At 73.3% G+C, this 15,393-nt stretch carries 12 protein-coding genes; 11 read left to right on the top strand and 1 reads right to left on the bottom strand.

The features are described from left to right. Positions 1 to 95 precede the first annotated feature (95 nt). The 9 genes from ACFYTT_RS12785 to ACFYTT_RS12745 all read left to right on the top strand — a co-directional run bounded on the left by ACFYTT_RS12785 (position 96) and on the right by ACFYTT_RS12745 (position 12,122). Positions 96 to 923 (top strand): zinc finger domain-containing protein, encoded by an 828-nt coding sequence (locus ACFYTT_RS12785; protein WP_131056852.1) that lies wholly within the window; start codon positions 96 to 98, stop codon positions 921 to 923. A gap of 246 nt (positions 924 to 1,169) precedes the next feature. After that, a complete protein-coding gene (locus ACFYTT_RS12780; protein ID WP_387259009.1) occupies positions 1,170 to 4,931 on the top strand; it encodes a hypothetical protein in 3,762 nt (1,253 codons plus the stop codon). Between the two features lie 239 nt (positions 4,932 to 5,170). Then, positions 5,171 to 6,271 (top strand): ABC transporter ATP-binding protein, encoded by a 1,101-nt coding sequence (locus ACFYTT_RS12775; protein ID WP_131056605.1) that lies wholly within the window; start codon positions 5,171 to 5,173, stop codon positions 6,269 to 6,271. A 123-nt stretch (positions 6,272 to 6,394) separates the two neighbouring features. Next, entirely contained in the window at positions 6,395 to 7,504 is a 1,110-nt protein-coding gene (locus ACFYTT_RS12770) for a PotD/PotF family extracellular solute-binding protein (protein WP_131056607.1), read from the top strand. A 5-nt stretch (positions 7,505 to 7,509) separates the two neighbouring features. Then, the gene (locus ACFYTT_RS12765) at positions 7,510 to 8,418 is read left to right on the top strand and encodes an ABC transporter permease (protein ID WP_387259007.1); all 909 of its coding nucleotides are present in this window, start codon (positions 7,510 to 7,512) and stop codon (positions 8,416 to 8,418) included. Next, a complete protein-coding gene (locus tag ACFYTT_RS12760; RefSeq protein ID WP_176093022.1) occupies positions 8,415 to 9,227 on the top strand; it encodes an ABC transporter permease in 813 nt (270 codons plus the stop codon). Before ACFYTT_RS12765 ends, ACFYTT_RS12760 begins: the two co-directional genes overlap by 4 nt. Next, positions 9,224 to 10,015 carry an SDR family NAD(P)-dependent oxidoreductase gene (locus ACFYTT_RS12755; RefSeq protein WP_131054069.1) on the top strand — a complete coding sequence of 264 codons (792 nt, stop codon included), beginning with the start codon at positions 9,224 to 9,226 and terminating at the stop codon, positions 10,013 to 10,015. Before ACFYTT_RS12760 ends, ACFYTT_RS12755 begins: the two co-directional genes overlap by 4 nt. Continuing rightward, positions 10,012 to 11,067, top strand: a complete 1,056-nt coding sequence (locus tag ACFYTT_RS12750) for a Xaa-Pro peptidase family protein (RefSeq protein ID WP_236145815.1) — start codon at positions 10,012 to 10,014, stop codon at positions 11,065 to 11,067. Before ACFYTT_RS12755 ends, ACFYTT_RS12750 begins: the two co-directional genes overlap by 4 nt. Further along, entirely contained in the window at positions 11,064 to 12,122 is a 1,059-nt protein-coding gene (locus ACFYTT_RS12745; protein ID WP_387259005.1) for an iron-containing alcohol dehydrogenase, read from the top strand. Before ACFYTT_RS12750 ends, ACFYTT_RS12745 begins: the two co-directional genes overlap by 4 nt. 5 nt (positions 12,123 to 12,127) lie before the next feature. On the opposite strand, the gene ACFYTT_RS12740 is transcribed toward ACFYTT_RS12745, so the two are convergent. Continuing rightward, positions 12,128 to 12,907, bottom strand: a complete 780-nt coding sequence (locus tag ACFYTT_RS12740) for an SDR family NAD(P)-dependent oxidoreductase (protein ID WP_131054072.1) — start codon at positions 12,905 to 12,907, stop codon at positions 12,128 to 12,130. Positions 12,908 to 12,942: 35 nt separating this feature from the next. On the opposite strand from ACFYTT_RS12740, the gene ACFYTT_RS12735 reads away from it, so the two are divergent. Continuing rightward, entirely contained in the window at positions 12,943 to 14,316 is a 1,374-nt protein-coding gene (locus tag ACFYTT_RS12735; RefSeq protein WP_357213224.1) for a dihydroorotase family protein, read from the top strand. Between the two features lie 7 nt (positions 14,317 to 14,323). Further along, entirely contained in the window at positions 14,324 to 15,388 is a 1,065-nt protein-coding gene (locus tag ACFYTT_RS12730; protein ID WP_387259002.1) for a LacI family DNA-binding transcriptional regulator, read from the top strand. Positions 15,389 to 15,393 lie beyond the last annotated feature (5 nt).

Below are 15,393 nucleotides of genomic sequence, written 5' to 3'. Positions count from 1 at the left end.
ATCTCCCCGATAATGCTCATATAGGAAGATCGAACCGAAGTGACATACAAATAGCGATACACGCGAATTCGGCTCGGGTGAGGGAGGATGGTGGGGTGCCCGAAGGTGACACCGTGTGGAACACCGCCCGCGTCCTGGACCGCGCCCTGGCCGGCACCCGGCTGACCGGCAGCGACTTCCGGGTGCCGCGACTGGCCACCACCGACCTGACCGACTTCGCGGTCCGCGAATGCGCCAGCCGGGGCAAACACCTGCTGCTCCGCCTGACCGCCCCCACCAGCGCCGCCCCGACCGGGGTCACTCGCGCCGGCCACACCCAGGAGCACTGGACGCTGCACTCGCACCTGCGGATGGACGGCACCTGGCGGACGTACGCGCCGGGGGAACGCTGGACGGCCCGCCCGGCGCACCTGATCCGGGTGGTGTTGCGGGCCTCCGCCGCGACGGCCGTCGGCTACCACCTGCACGACGTGGCGCTGGTGCCCACCGCCGAGGAGGACCACCTGGTCGGGCATCTCGGCCCCGACCTGCTCGGCGCGGACTGGGATCCGGCCGAGGCGGTACGCCGGCTCGCCGCCCATCCGGACACCGCCGTCGGAGTCGCCCTGCTCGACCAGCGCAACCTGGCCGGGGTCGGCAACCTCTACAAGTGCGAGGTGCTGTTCCTGCGCGGCGTGCATCCGCGTACGCCGGTCCGACAGGTGCCCGACCTCGACGGCCTGGTCCGGCTGGCGCAGGAGCTGTTGGCCGCGAACCGGGGGCGGTGGACACAGAGCAGCACCGGATCGTTGCGGCGGGGCCAGACCAGCTACGTCTACGGACGCCGGGCACAGCCCTGCCGCCGCTGCGGCACCGCGATCCGTAAGGAGGAGCTGGGCGAACGGGTCACCTACTGGTGTCCCGTCTGCCAGCCCGTCACCTGACGCGGGCAGGCGTGGAAGTTCCGCCGGTCCGGATGCAAGTTCCACGGGTGTCTGCGCAGGTGGCGGGCCGGGTCGGAGTGGCGCAGCCGACACGCCGGGTGGCCACCAGATAGGGACGATTGGGTACTTCCTAACCGACCCCGGATGGTCGCATGCTGCGATTGAGCGCTCACGGAACGTCAAAGTCGCGCGCCGGGCCCGCCACATCGCGGTGGGGGCCGCCGCGCCCCGACCCCGGGGAGAGCCATGGCCGTGTTCCGCAGATTCCGGTCGACCTGGCGGGATCGCGCCACCCGCAACGGCGAGTCGAGCCCGGGGGCCGTCCCCGAAGCCCGCACCGGCCCGGAGCAGACGGACCCCGGTTCCACCCCGACCTCACCGACCCCGCAGAGTGCACCGCCCTACCAGGCGCAGAGCGCGCCGCCGGCCCCGGCGGAGAAGTCTCCCACCGTGCCGGGCCGGACGGCACCGCCCGCACCGACCCGGCGCGCGCCGGGCGGACGCCCGTCGGTACCGGCCAGCCTGGACCCGGCGGCGGTGCCCCGGATGTTCGGCGCGGTGCCGAACCACGCGTACAGTCCGCTGCCGGTGGTGGACGCCGACGGCGCGGTGGTCGGTGGCACCGGCATCCGCAAGTTCGTCGACCCGCTGCCCGGCCTCGGCCCGCTGGGGCGTACGCCGCTCGGCGCGCACCTGCCGGTCGCGGTGCCGGACACCATCAGCTACCCCGGCTGCGACTACTACGAGATCGGTCTCGCCGAGTACGCCCAGCGCCTGCACACCGATCTGCCGGCCACCCGGTTGCGCGGCTACCGGCAACTGAACCTCGGCACCGACGTCGACGGGCACAACACGGTCGCACCGCCCCGACAGCCCTGGCACCTCGGGCCGGTGGTGCTGGCCCGACGCGGCCGACCCGTGCGGATCAAGTTCATCAACCAGCTTCCCGCCGGGCCGGCCGGGGACATCTTCCTGCCGGTCGACCCGACCGTGCCGGGGGCCGGGACCGGGCCGCTCGGCGGACCGGCACCGTACCCGCAGAACCGGGCGGTGCTGCACCTCGGCGGCGCGCCGACCGGTTGGGCCAGCGCCGGCAACCCGTGGCAGTGGATCACCCCGGCCGGGGAGATCACCCCGTACCCGACCGGTGTCGGACTGACGAACGTCCCCGACATGCCGCACCCGGGACAGGGCGCCACCACGCTCTACTTCCCGAACGAGCAGAGCGGTCGCCTGCTCTGGTTCCACGACAACACCGCCGGAATGTCCCGACTGACCGTCTACTCCGGACAGGTGGCGCTCTGTCTGCTCACCGACGAGGCGCAGGAGCGGCTGGTCGACGACGGGGTGCTGCCCTGCGAGCAGCTCCCGCTGGTCTTCGAGGACAAGACCTTCGTGCCGGACGACGCGCAGCTCGCCGCCCAGGACCCCACCTGGGACCGCAGCCGCTGGGGCGCGCGCGGCAGCCTCTGGCACCCGCACGTCTATCAACCCCGGCAGGACCCGCACCGCCCGGAGGGCGTCAACCCCACCGGCCGCTGGGACTACGGGCCGTGGGCGCGTACCGCCGTGTCGGCCGGACCGGAGGTCACCGCCGCCACCGTGCCCAACCCGCACCACGACCCGGTCACCGACCCGGACGAGCCGCCGGAGGCGCCGGGGGTGCCGCACCCGAGCGCCGTGCCCGCCGCGTACGGGGACACCGTGCTGGTCAACGGCACCGCGTACCCGTACCTGGCGGTGGAGCCGAAGGTCTACCGGTGGCGGATCCTGAACGCCTGCACCGACCGGTGGCTCAACCTCCAGCTCTACCGGGCCGCCTCGGACGCCCCGATGTGGACACCGGAGGGCCGGCTGGCCGACGCCGACGCCGGCGAGGTGCCGATGGTCGACGCGGTCCGGTCACCCGACCGGCCGACGGGCTGGCCGGCGGACGGCCGCCCCGGTGGCGTACCGGACCCGGCCGCCGCCGGACCGGACCTGATCCGGATCGGCAACGAGTGCGGCCTGCTGCCCGAGCCGGTGGTGATCCCGAACCGCCCGATCGGTTTCCGGTACGACCGGCGCGAGGCGACCGTGCTCAACGTCGACGGCCACGCCCTGCTGCTGGCACCCGGCGAACGCGCCGACGTGCTGGTGGACTTCGCCGCCGTCGCGCCGGGCAGCACCCTGATCCTCTACAACGACGCCCCGGCCCCACTGCCCGCCCTCGACCACCGGCACGACCACCACACCGGAGGCCCGGACCGCACCGGCGAGGGCGGCGCCCCACCGACCCTCCCCGGGTACGGCCCGAACACTCGCACCCTGATGCAGTTCCGGGTCTCCGGCACGCCCGCGTCCCCGTACGACCTGGACCGGCTGCGCGAGCGGTTGCCCGGCGCGTACGCGGCCAGCCAGCGCCCGCCGATCGTGCCGCAACCCGCCTACGACGCCTGCTTCGGCACGGTCTCCACGCCGACCCGGATCCCGGTGCACGCCGCCGCCGTCACGTTCACGCCGACCGGCGGCACCACACCGGTGACGCTGCCGCTGGCGGTCAAGGCCGTCCGGCAGGTCTTCGACCCCGAGCACGGTCGTGCCACCGGCCGCCTCGGCGTCGGCCACCCACACGCCGGCCCGCTCGACGAACCCACCCTGCCACTCGGGCCCGCCGACCCGGCCACCGAGAACCTGCACGTCAGCGACCCGGCCGTGCCGGTCGGCGCACCCGGTGACGGCACCCAGCTCTGGCGGGTACGCGGCACCGGACGGCACACCCACCCGGTCCGATTCGACGGGCTGGACGTGCAGGTGATCAGCCGGGTCGGCCGCGACGGTCGGATCCGGCCGCCGCACCCCGGTGAACTCGGCTGGAAGCAGGTCGTCCGGGTCGACCCGGGCGAGGACGTGCTGATCGCGCTCCGCCCCGAGGCCCCACCGCTGCCGTTCAAGCTCGGCGACAGCATCCGGCTGCTCGACCCGACCCGACCGGCCGGCGTACCCACCGGTTCCACCGAGGTCAGCCCGCTCGACGGACGTCCCGCCTCGGTGGTCAACCGCCTGGTCAACCTCGGCTGGGAGTACCGCTGGGGCAGCGCCTCGGCGGGCCTGCGCGACCAGGGCATGAGCCGCCCGCTGGTGGTGCGCGTCGCGCCCCGCTCCCCCACCGGCCTGAACGCCAGCCCGGCCCCCGGCTCGGCCACCGCCCTGCCGGCGATCAACCTGACCTGGACCGGCAACGGCAGTCTGCCCGCCGCCACCAGCCACCTGCTGCACCGGGCCACCGACTGCGCCTTCTCCGGTGGCCTCACCGAGATCACCGTGGCCGGCACCGCGACCCGCTACACCGACGCCACCATCACCCCCGGCGTGACCTACCACTACCGCCTGCGCGCGGAGAACACGGTGAGCTGCTCCGCCTGGTCGAACAGCGTTCCGGCGGCGGTGCAGCTCGCCGCCCCCACCGGCCTGACCGCCACCATCCCACCGGCCGCCCCGCTGCGAGCGGCGCTGCGCTGGGCCAACCGCTCCTTCGCCACCGGCATCGACGTCCAGCGGGCCACCAACCCGACCTTCACCAGCGGCCCCGGCACCACCGCCATCGGCGTCGGCGACCACCACCTGGACACCGCGCTGGCCCCCGACACCACCTACTACTACCGGGTACGCACCACCTATCTGGGAGTCGCCTCGCCCTGGTCCACGGTGGCCACCGTGATCACCCCGCCGGTGCCCGGCGTACCCACCGCGGTCAGCGTCGCCACCAGCACGCCCGGCCCGGACACCGCGACCGTCGTGCTCGGCTGGGCGGCGAGCACCCCCACCGGCGCGGGCGCCGGCTTCACCGTGGAACGCGCCCTGGACGCCGCGTTCACCCGCGAGCTGGCGACCTTCACCGTCACCGGGCGCGGTTTCACCAACACCGGGCTGGCCCGAGGCGTCACCTATCACTACCGGATCCGCTCGTTCAACGTGGTGGCCGCGTCCCCGTACACCGGCACCATCCCGGTCACCACCCCGGAGTGACCGGCGGGTCACCGTCGGCGGCGAAGCCTGCGCTCGTGGCGATCCGGATCATCCGCCTGGGCGGGGTCGAGTCGCTGTCCGCTTCGGCCGGATGCGCCCGACGGCAATACGTTTGACGCCCTCTCCTGGTCGAGGAAACCTCGCTCTACCAGGAAGAAATTGCAGCCTCACCCTTGACGGCGGTTGTCGGCGCTGCTGATAGTGAGCGCCAAGGCAAAACGTTACGCCGTGGAGGTGCGATGACATCCGACGCGATTCCCGTCGCCGAGCTCATCGACATCTCCAAGAGTTATCCCGGTGGTCACGCCTCGGCCGTCCGGGGCGTCAACCTCGAACTCCGTGAGGGGGAGTTCTTCTCACTGCTCGGACCGAGCGGCTGCGGCAAGAGCACCACGTTGCGCATCGTCGCCGGCCTGGAGACCCAGACCACCGGCACGGTCAGGATCAAGGGCGAGGACATGGGACGGCGGCCGGCCAACCGCCGACCGACCAACATGGTCTTCCAACACCTCGGCCTCTTCCCCCACCTCGACGTCGCGCAGAACATCGCCTTCGGGCCGAAACTGCGGCGGGTGCCCCGCGAACGACGCGCCGCCGACGTCGACCGGGTCCTCGAACTGGTCGAACTCTCCGGATACCAGCGCCGCTACCCGGAGCAGCTCTCCGGCGGCCAACAGCAACGGGTGGCGATCGCACGGGCGTTGATCAATCGGCCCGCCGTCCTGCTGCTCGACGAACCGCTGGCCGCGCTCGACCTCAACCTGCGGCACCAGATGCAGCAGGTGCTCCGCGAGGTGCAGCGCAACTCGGGCACCACCTTCCTCTTCGTCACCCACGACCAGACCGAGGCGATGACACTCTCGGACCGCATCGGGGTGATGCGGGACGGGGAACTGTGCCAGGTCGGTGGCGCGGAGGATCTCTACCGTCGTCCGGCCGACCGTTTCGTCGCCCGCTTCATCGGCGACGCCAACGTCCTGGAGATCCCGGTCGAGCAGGGCAGTGCCCGGATCGGCGAGAGCGCGGTGCGGGTGGCCGCCGAGGGCACCGGCGTGGCCCTGTCGGTCCGCCCGGAGGACGTCCGGATCCGGCCGGACACCACGACGGCCGGAACCACCGCCGACGACCCGGACACACCGGCCGGCACCGACACCCCACCGGGACTCGCCGCCCGCATCACCGGCGCCACCTATCTCGGCCCACAGATCCGCTACGACCTGGAGACCGTGGACGGATTCGCGCTCCGCGCGGTCCGCCCGGCGAACGCCGACCGCCTGCCGGTGGGTGACCTGGTCACCGTCCGCTGGCGTCCGGAGGACGCCGTCGTCCTGAGCGCCTGACCCACCGCACCGTCCCGCCGCCGACGATCGGCCCCGGCCTGCGCCGAACGTGCCACCCCTCCCACCCCCGACACAGCGAGCGACGGGCGACCCGTGACGGCCGCCCGCGGAAGGAGTTCCGCGATGAGACAAGGTCGGATCAGCCGGAGAAGTTTCCTCGCCGCGGCGGCAGCGGCCGCCACCGTGCCGGCGCTGGGCGCGTGCGGACGCGAACTCGACCCCGCCGACCAGCGGTCGGACGGCGGCGGCACGCCGGGCAAGGAGACCGTCACGATCTTCGCCTTCCTCGGCAACCGGCTCGCCGACATGCCGAAGGCGTTCGCCGAGGACTACATGAGCCGGCACCGGAACGTCGAGATCAAGATCTACGAGGACAGCAACGCCGTCGGCTACCCGAAGATTCTCGCCGCGCGACAGGCCACGCCGGACAGCCCGCTGGTCAACATGGGCTTCTTCAACTCGCAGATCTCCGCCCAGGGCGACCTCGACGGCGTCTGGAACACCCTCGACTACCCGAGCCTCAGCAACGCCGCCGACGTCAGCGACACGTTCCGCCGTCCCAACTCCAACGGCATCGGCATCGGTGCCGACCAGATCGGCATCGTCTACAACACCACGGCGATCACCACCGCCCCGACGAGTTGGGCCGACCTCTGGGACGACCGGCACCGCGGCAAGGTCACCCTCTTCGACTACTGGTGGCAGGTGGTGATGATGGCCGCGCGGCTCAACGGCGGGTCGGTGGAGAACATGGAACCCGGTTGGGCGCTGTGGAAGGAGAAGGCCCGCAACATCCGCACCCTGGTCACCGCCAATCCGGAGTGGCAGCAGGTGCTCAGTAACGGCACCGCCGACATCACGAGCTGCTGGAACGGCACCGGACTCCAGTTCAAGGCCGACGGCGCGCCGGTCGACTACGTGGTGCCGGAGGAAGGCGCCATCGCGGTCCCGGTCTATCTGCAGACCGTGGCCGGCAACAGCGACAACCAGCAGGAGATCTGTCTCGACATCCTCAACGAGATGCTCTCCCCCCGCTGGTGCCAGATGTGGGCGGAGACGGCGGTGCAGACACCCGCCAACGGCACCGTCACCCTTCCGGCCGAACTCGCCGGACTGCCCGGATTCCAGCCGGCGAACGTCGAGAAGCTGATCTCCGTCGACTGGGGTCTGGTCGCCGAGAACATGACCGCCTGGCGGTCCCGCTGGGACGCCGACATCAAGGCGAACATCTGACCGGCATGGTCCAGACCACCCCGACCGCGCCGGACCGGGCCGCCGCACCGGCCAGGAGGCAGCGGATGCGCCGCGCCGCACCCCGCTACCTCCTGGTCCTGCCCGCTCTCGTCCCGCTCACCGTCATCTTCCTGGGCAGCCTTGCCCAGCTCGCCGAACTCGGCCTGCGTCCGTACTCCGCCGGGCGCATCGGCACCGGGGTCACCCTGGACAACGTCCGCCGGTTCGCCGACGACCCGTACACCTGGCGGGTCCTGGGTGACACGGTCACCCTCGGCGTGGTCTGCGCGGTGCTGGCGGTGGCGCTCGCCTATCCGATGGCGTTGGCACTGCACCGGATGCGCAGCGCGGCACTGCGTGCCGTCGCCGTCTTCCTCATCTTCTCGCCGCTGCTGACCAGCGTGGTGGTGCGGGCGTACGGCTGGAACGTGCTGCTCGGCGACGGCGGGGTGGTCAACCGCTTCCTGGTCGACATCGGGCTGATCGAGGCACCGCTGCGGATGATGTACGGCTTCCCCGCAGTGGTGATCGCCATGGTCCACGTCCTGCTGCCCTTCGCCGTCTTCCCACTGCTCGGCGTCGTCGCCCAGGTGCCGGCCTCGGCCATCGCGGCCGCCCACGATCTCGGCGCCAACCGGTACCAGGTCTTCTGGCGGGTCACCTTCCCGCTGACCCGGTACGGGGTGGTGCTCAGCCTCCAGCTCTGCTTCGCGTTGACCATCAGCGCGTTCGCCACCCCGGCCCTGCTCGGTGGCGGCCGGGTGCAGGTGCTCAGTGGGCTGGTCTACACCAACGTCGGTGCGGTCGACTGGCCGATGGCGGCCGTGCAGTCGTACGCGCTGCTGTTCATCGCCCTCGCGCTGGTCGGTGTCGTCAGCCTCGCCGCCCGACTGACCGGACGGAGGCGGGGATGAACCGCAACCGGGCCTTCACCCTCACCGCGCTCCTGCTCGGGCTGGCCTTCCTGGTCACCCCGCTGGTCTTCGTCGTGGTCAACTCCTTCAACGACTCCGGCTACGGTGCCTGGCCGCCGCCGGGCTGGTCGTTGCGCTGGTACGAACGCCTCGCCGAGCAGGACGGCTTCGGGCGGGCCGCGCTGCGCAGCCTCGGCATCGCCGCCGTCGCCGCCCTGGCGGCGGTGGCCGCCGGCACCGCCGCCGCGGTCTCGCTGACCCGGTTCCGTTACCCCGGCCGGGGTCTGGTCGAGTCGCTGCTGCTCGCTCCCCTGATCGTGCCGAAGGTCGCGATCGGGCTCGGCGCGTTCATCCTCTTCCTGCAGGCCGGCTTCTACGGCAGCGACGGCGCGTTGGTCGGCCTGCACCTGGTGCTCCTGCTCCCCTTCACCGTCAACATCGTCGGCGGGGCCCTGGTGCGGATTCCCCTGGTCTACGAGCAGGCGGCCCGGGACCTGGGCGCCGGGCCGGTGCGGGCCTTCGTCTCGGCGACCCTGCCCCAGCTACGCCGATCGCTGCTCGCCGCGTACGTGCTCTGTTTCATGATCAGCTTCGACGAGGTGGACGCCACGGTCTTCGTGGTCTCCCCCGACCAGCTCACCCTGCCCGTGTCGATGTACCAGTACCTGCAGCGCTATCAGGACCCCACGCTCGCCGCGCTCTCCACGATCCTGATCGGCGCGACGTTCGCCCTGGTCGCCGTCGTGATGGCGACGGCCGGCACCTCGGCGGTCTCGGGCCTGCACTCAGGGAGGGAACGCCGCCGATGAGCACACGAGACCGGACGGAACCCACCGTCACCGTGATCACCGGTGCGGCCGGCGGCATCGGTGCCGCCGTCGCCCGCCGGCTGGCCCGCGACGGCCACCACCTCGCCCTGGTCGACCGCTCCGGTCCGGCCCTGGAGGCACTCGCCGCCGAGTTGCGGGACGCCGACCATCCGGTGCTCACCCTCGACGCCGACGTCCGCGACCCGGCCGCCACCGAGCGGGCGGCGGCGGCCGTCGAGGACCGCTTCGGCGGCTTCGACACCCTGGTCACCTGCGCCGGCATCGGTCGGATCGACCCGATCGACCAGACCACCGACGAGATCTGGGCCGACACCCTGGCGACCAACCTCACCGGAACCTTCTGGTGGTGCCGGGCCGCCGTACCCCGACTGCGCCGCCGGGGCGGCGGGGTGATCGTGCCGGTCTCCTCCACCACCGCGCTGGTCGGGCTTCCCGGCCGGAGCGCGTACGCGGCGGCCAAGGCCGGGGTGCTCGGACTGGCCCGCACCCTCGCCGTGGAGTGCGCCGCCGACGGCATCCGGGTCGTCCCGGTCTGCCCCGGCGCCACCCGCACCGACCTGGTCCGCCAGGGGTACGCCCGAGCCGCCGACCCGGCCGCCGCCGAACGGGCGCACGCCGCCCTCCAGCCGATCGGGCGACTCTCCGAACCGGAGGAGATCGCCGAGACCATCGCCTTCGTCTGCTCGTCCCGGGCGGCGACCATCACCGGCGCGACGCTCGTCGTCGACGGCGGATACACCGCGGGAGGACCCTCTTGGAACACGTGAACCGCCGCCGCGCCGCGCTGCGGGAGATGGCCGCACGCGGTGTCGACACCCTGCTGGTCTCGAAGATCACCCACGTGCGGTACCTCACCGGCTTCACCGGCACCGCCGGAGTGCTGCTGCTCGGCCCCGAGCCGGTGCTGGTGGTCGACTTCCGCTACGCGGCCCAGGCGGCGCAGCAGGCCGAGGGCATCACGGTCGACGGCGGCTGCGCCCCACCCCGGCTCTGGGCCACGATGCTCGACCGGTTGCGCGCCGACCAGGGCCGGATCGGTATCGACCCCCGCAACCTCACCGCCGAGCAGTACCTCTCCCTCCCCGAGCCGGGCGCGACGGTCGACTGCGCGGGGCTCGTCGAGCGGCTGCGCGCGGTCAAGGACACCGACGAGTTGCGCGCCCTCCGCGACGCGGCGGAACTCGCCGAGACGCTCGTCGCCCGGCTACCGGAGTGGCTGCGGCCCGGCCGCGCGGAGAACGAGATCGCCGGTGAGATCGAGTACGCCCAGCGCCACCTCGGCGCCGAGCGCAGCGCCGCCCCGATCCTGGTCTCCTCGGGAGAGCGCTCGACCCTGCCGCACGGTGCCGCCTCCGACCGGGTGATGCGGGCCGGCGAACCCGTGGTGGTGGACCTCTCGCCGGTGGTGCGCGGGTACCGGGCCGACATCACCCGCACCTTCCACCTCGGACCGGCACCGGCCGCGTTCCACCGGCTGCACTCGGCCGTCCGGGAGGCACACGGCAGGGCGATGGCGACCGTCCGGGCCGGGGTCCGGGCCAGCGCCGTCGACGCGGTGGCCCGGGAGGTGCTGGCCGGATACGGCCTGGACGGCTATTTCAAGCACTCGCTGGGCCACGGCATCGGCCTGGACCAGCACGAGCCGCCGCTGCTCTCGCCGCACGACGACACCGTGCTCGAAGCCGGCATGGTCGTGATGATCGAGCCGGGGGTCTACGTACCCGGTGTGGGCGGCACCCGGATCGAGGACGCGGTGCTGGTCACCGAGACCGGCTGCACGCCGCTGACCACGTCGGATCCGGGATTGCGCGAGCTGTGAGCGGCGTCGACCCGCGGGCCGGCGTGGAGGTCCCCCACGCCGGCCCGCACCCCACCCCGTCGACCGGGGAACACCGGGTCGCGTTCCGAGGCGTGATCCACACCGGCACGCTCGCCCTCGGCCCCGGCGACCTCGCCCTGCTCGATCCGGCCGGCGGGGACGTCGCCGCGACGGCGGGCACCCCCGGCGACGTGGTCCGGGTCGCATACCCGCCCCGGCTCGCCGACGCCGAGGCGCTCGCCGTCCGACTCGACCGGAACCGCCCCGAACGGCTGGTGGCGGTCGGCGACGGCTCGACCCTGGACGTCGCCAAGCAGGCGTGGCGACTCGGCACCGCCGGGCCGGAGCTGCTGCTGGCACCGGTCGGCGGTGAGCCCTGGCGAGCCTTCGCCCCCTTCACCAGCCTCTACGGCCGGGACGGCAGCCGGGTGAGCCGACCGGACCCGGCCCTCGGTGACGCCGGGGTGCTCCTCGACGCCGCCGCGCTCTCCCGCCGACCGCAACGGGTACGCCACCTGCACCGCGCCGACTCCATCGTGCACGCCGTCGAGGTGCTGCTGAGCCGGCGCACCCAGGAGTGGGGGCGGGCACTCGCCGCCGCCGGCCTGTCCGCGCTGTGCCGGGACGCGCCGAACGACGACCTGGCCGGAGTGGTCGGCGCCGGGCTGGTGACCGAGGCGTTCGCCGCCACCGGACTCGGACTGGCCCACGCCGCCGCATCCCCGCTCGGCGCCCACGCCGGCCGCACCCACGACGCGGTCAACGTGCTGCTCGCGCCACACGTCGTCGCGTACTGGGGGGACCGGGTCGACTGGCGGGCGGTGGCCGGTCCCCTCGGCACCTCGCCCCGCGCGGACGCCGTCGCCGCGCGGCTGACCGACCTCGCCGACCTCGCCGGAGTCCCCCGGACCCTGTGCGCCGCCGGCTTCTCGTGGGAGCAGGTCCGCGCCGCGGTCCCCGCCGCGATGCGCAGCTCCGGGATGCCGTGGCTGCCCGGGCCGGTCGACGAGGCGACGCTGACCGAGCTGCTGCGCCGCGCCTGGGCGGGGCCGTGAACGGCTCAGACGAGGCTCAGCCCGCCGTCGACCGTCAGCGTCTGACCGGTGAGGTAGTCGCAGCCGCCGGTGACCAGCAGGTGCACCAGACCGGCCAGCTCCGCCGGCTCGCCGACCCGGCGCAACGGCACCCGGGCGGTCAACTCGGCCTCCACGGCCGGCTCCCGGTCGAGCCGGGCGGCGAGCAGCGGGGTACGGATCGCTCCCGGGCAGACGGTGTTGGCGGTGACGCCGTACGGGCCGTACTCCAGCGCGAGCTGCCGGGTGAACGCGATGACCGCCCCCTTCGCGGCGGCGTAGCCGGCGCGCTGCGGGATGGGGCGCAGCGCGGTCAGCGAGGCGACGGTGACCACGGCGCCGCCGCCGCGCGCCACCAGGTGCGGCAGCACCGCGCGGCAGACGTGGAAGGCGGTCGACACGTTGGTGTCCAGGTTCCACCGCCAGTCCTCGTCGGTGGTGTCCACCACCGAGCCGGCGCGGACCGCACCGGCGGCGTTGACCACACCGGAGAGGTCGCCGTGGGCGGCGAGCGCCTCGGCGACGACCGCCGTCACCCGGGCCGGATCGGTCAGGTCGGCCTGGTGGACGCTCACGCCCCGCGTACCGCAGGCCCGCGACGCGGCAGCGAGTCCGTCGCCGTCCCGGTCCACGAGCGCCACCCGGTGGCCCTCGGCGGTGAGGCGACGGGCACAGGCCAGTCCGATACCGGAGGCGGCGCCGGTGACCAGCACGGTGGCCGGGACGCGCCCCCCACCGAAATCGGAAGGATTCTCGGATGACGTCATTCGGCGACGCTATCAACGCAGGTCACCGTGGTGAAGTGCGGGAACTCACCGTGCTGCGGGGCGGACGGCTGCTCACCGCCGACGCCACGCCGACCGTGGTCGACCTGGTGGTCGCCGGTGAGCGGGTCCGGGCGGTCGAGCCGGTCGGCACCGTCGACGCCGGCACGATCGTCGACGTCGACGGCCTCGACGTCCTGCCGGGCGCCATCGACCTGCACGTGCACCTGCGTGATCCGGGACAGACCCACAAGGAGACGGTGGAGACCGGCACGGCCGCCGCAGCGGCCGGCGGCACCACCCTGGTCTGCGACATGCCGAGCACCCAGCCGCAGGTCACCTCGGTCGCGCGCTACCGGGAGAAGATCACCTCCTGGAGTGGACGCGCCACGGTGGACTTCGCGCTCTGGGCCGGCGGCACCGATCCGGCCGCGCTCGCCGCGATGGCGGACGCCGGGGCGATCGGCGTCAAGATCTACATGGCCACCGCCCCCGGCTTCGAGGAGCTCTACTCCGCCGACGCGGCCGCCGTCGCCCGGGTGCTGGAGGTCTCCGGCCGGCTCGGCTGGGCGGTCGCGGTGCACGTCGGCGACCAGCAGGCCAGCGACGCCCACCGGGACCGGCTCATCGCCGCCGGGCGGCGCGACCCGGCCGCCGTCCTCGAGGTCACCCGGGGACCCGGCAACCTGTCCGGCCTGCGGACCGTCCTCGACCTCGCCACCGCCACCGGACAGCGGGTGCACCTGGCCCACCTCAGCGCGTACGGGCTCGACGCCCTGGACCTCTTCGCCCGCGCACGGGCCGGGCATCCCGGACTGACGGCGGAGACCTGCTTCCCGGCCCTGAGCGAGGAGGAGGACCTGGTGACGCAGGGGGTCTACGTGCTGCCGACGGTCTTCTCGGCGACGGCCCGGCGGCGGTGGCTCAGCGCCCTCGCCGACGGGGTGGTCGACGCCGTCGCCACCGACCACGCGCCGCACACCCGGGCCGAGAAGGACCGGGGCCGCGACGACGCCTGGGCGGCATCGCCGGGATACCCGGCGCTGGAGACGTCCCTGCCGCTCGCCTACGCGGCGATGCTCGACGGTGACCTCACTCCGCAGCGGCTGGTCGACGCGGTGGCCGGCGCCCCGGCCCGCATCCTCGGGCTGCCCCACAAGGGCCGGCTGACGCCGGGGTCCGACGCCGATCTGGTCCTCTTCGACCCGGCCGGTAGCTGGCGGGTGGACCAGGCGACAATGCGGTCGAAGGTCGGGTGGAGCCCGCTGCACGGACGAACCCTGCGGGGCCGGCTGCACGCCACCTGGCTGCGGGGACGACCGATCGTCCACGATGGTGAGATCCTGGAGCCCGGTGGCGGACATTTCGTCCGTCGGCCGGGTGCCGGCGACACGAATCCGGGACGGGGTTGAGACGACTGTGACGGGTACCCACGGCACCCAGCCGACGTTGCGGGACGTGGCCCGGGTCGCCGGCGTGCACCTGGCCACCGCCTCGCGCGCACTGAGTGGCTCCAAGAGCCGGCCGGTGAACTCCCGCACCGAGGCGCTGGTCCGGCAGGCCGCCGCCGAACTCGGCTACGTACCCGACCAGATGGCCCGGAGCCTGCGCACCCACCGCAGCGCGGCGATCGGCGTGCTGATCCCCGACATGTCCAACCCGGTCATGCCACCGCTGGTGCGCGGCGCCGAGCAGGTGCTCGCCCGGCACGGTTACACCACGCTCTTCGCCGACACCGACAACGACCCGGTGGCCGAGGCCAAACGCCTCGGCATGCTGCTCTCCTGGCGGGTCGCCGGCATCATCCTGGCCACCGCCCGCCGGGACCAGCCGCTGCCGGTGGAGCTGACCGCGTCCGGAGTGCCGGTGGTGATGATGTCCCGCAAGGTCGACGCCACCACCGTCCCGTCGGCGACGGTCGACGAATCGGTCGGCGTCGCACAGGCGCTGGACCACCTGATCGGCCTCGGGCATCGACGGATCGCCTACCTCGGCGTACCCCTCTGGACCTCGGCCGGGCACGAACGGTACGTCGCCTTCCAGCACATCATGCGCGACCGGGGCCTGCCGGTGCCCGAGGGCTACGTCGTCGCCCGGGAGGGCTACTCGGAACGGGACGGCGAGAGCGCACTGGCCGCCCTGCTCGCCGACGACGAGCCACCCACCGCGGTCCTGGCCGGCAACGACATGATGGCGCTCGGCTGCTACGCCGCGATCCGCGCCGCCGGCCTGAGCTGCCCCGGGGACATCAGCGTGGTCGGCTACAACGACATGCCGCTGACCGACCGCGTCGACCCGGCGCTGACCACGGTACGGGTCCCCTACTTCGACGTCGGCCGTCGGGCGGCGACCCTGCTGGTCGAGGCACTCACCGACGGCGACGCGCTGGACCACTCGGTCCGGCTCACCCCACGGCTGGTGGTACGCGCCTCGACCGCACCGGTCCGCCCTTGCCCGCCACAGGACACCGGGCAGAGTGGGTAGACAAC

It is taken from the genome of Micromonospora sp. NPDC003816, assembly GCF_042874705.1.
Classification (GTDB): Bacteria; Actinomycetota; Actinomycetes; order Mycobacteriales; family Micromonosporaceae; genus Micromonospora.
Note: the sequence above shows the minus strand (reverse complement) of the source record. Positions and strands in the feature narration are given on the sequence as shown.

What these genes read in the sequence shown, in the direction of transcription:
- ACFYTT_RS12780 (WP_387259009.1), top strand. Translation starts at nt 1,170, where the DNA reads ATGGCCGTGTTCCGCAGATTCCGGTCGACCTGGCGGGATCGCGCCACC.
- ACFYTT_RS12775 (WP_131056605.1), top strand. Translation starts at nt 5,171, where the DNA reads ATGACATCCGACGCGATTCCCGTCGCCGAGCTCATCGACATCTCCAAG.
- ACFYTT_RS12770 (WP_131056607.1), top strand. Translation starts at nt 6,395, where the DNA reads ATGAGACAAGGTCGGATCAGCCGGAGAAGTTTCCTCGCCGCGGCGGCA.
- ACFYTT_RS12765 (WP_387259007.1), top strand. Translation starts at nt 7,510, where the DNA reads ATGGTCCAGACCACCCCGACCGCGCCGGACCGGGCCGCCGCACCGGCC.
- ACFYTT_RS12760 (WP_176093022.1), top strand. Translation starts at nt 8,415, where the DNA reads ATGAACCGCAACCGGGCCTTCACCCTCACCGCGCTCCTGCTCGGGCTG.
- ACFYTT_RS12755 (WP_131054069.1), top strand. Translation starts at nt 9,224, where the DNA reads ATGAGCACACGAGACCGGACGGAACCCACCGTCACCGTGATCACCGGT.
- ACFYTT_RS12740 (WP_131054072.1), bottom strand. Translation starts at nt 12,907, where the DNA reads ATGACGTCATCCGAGAATCCTTCCGATTTCGGTGGGGGGCGCGTCCCG.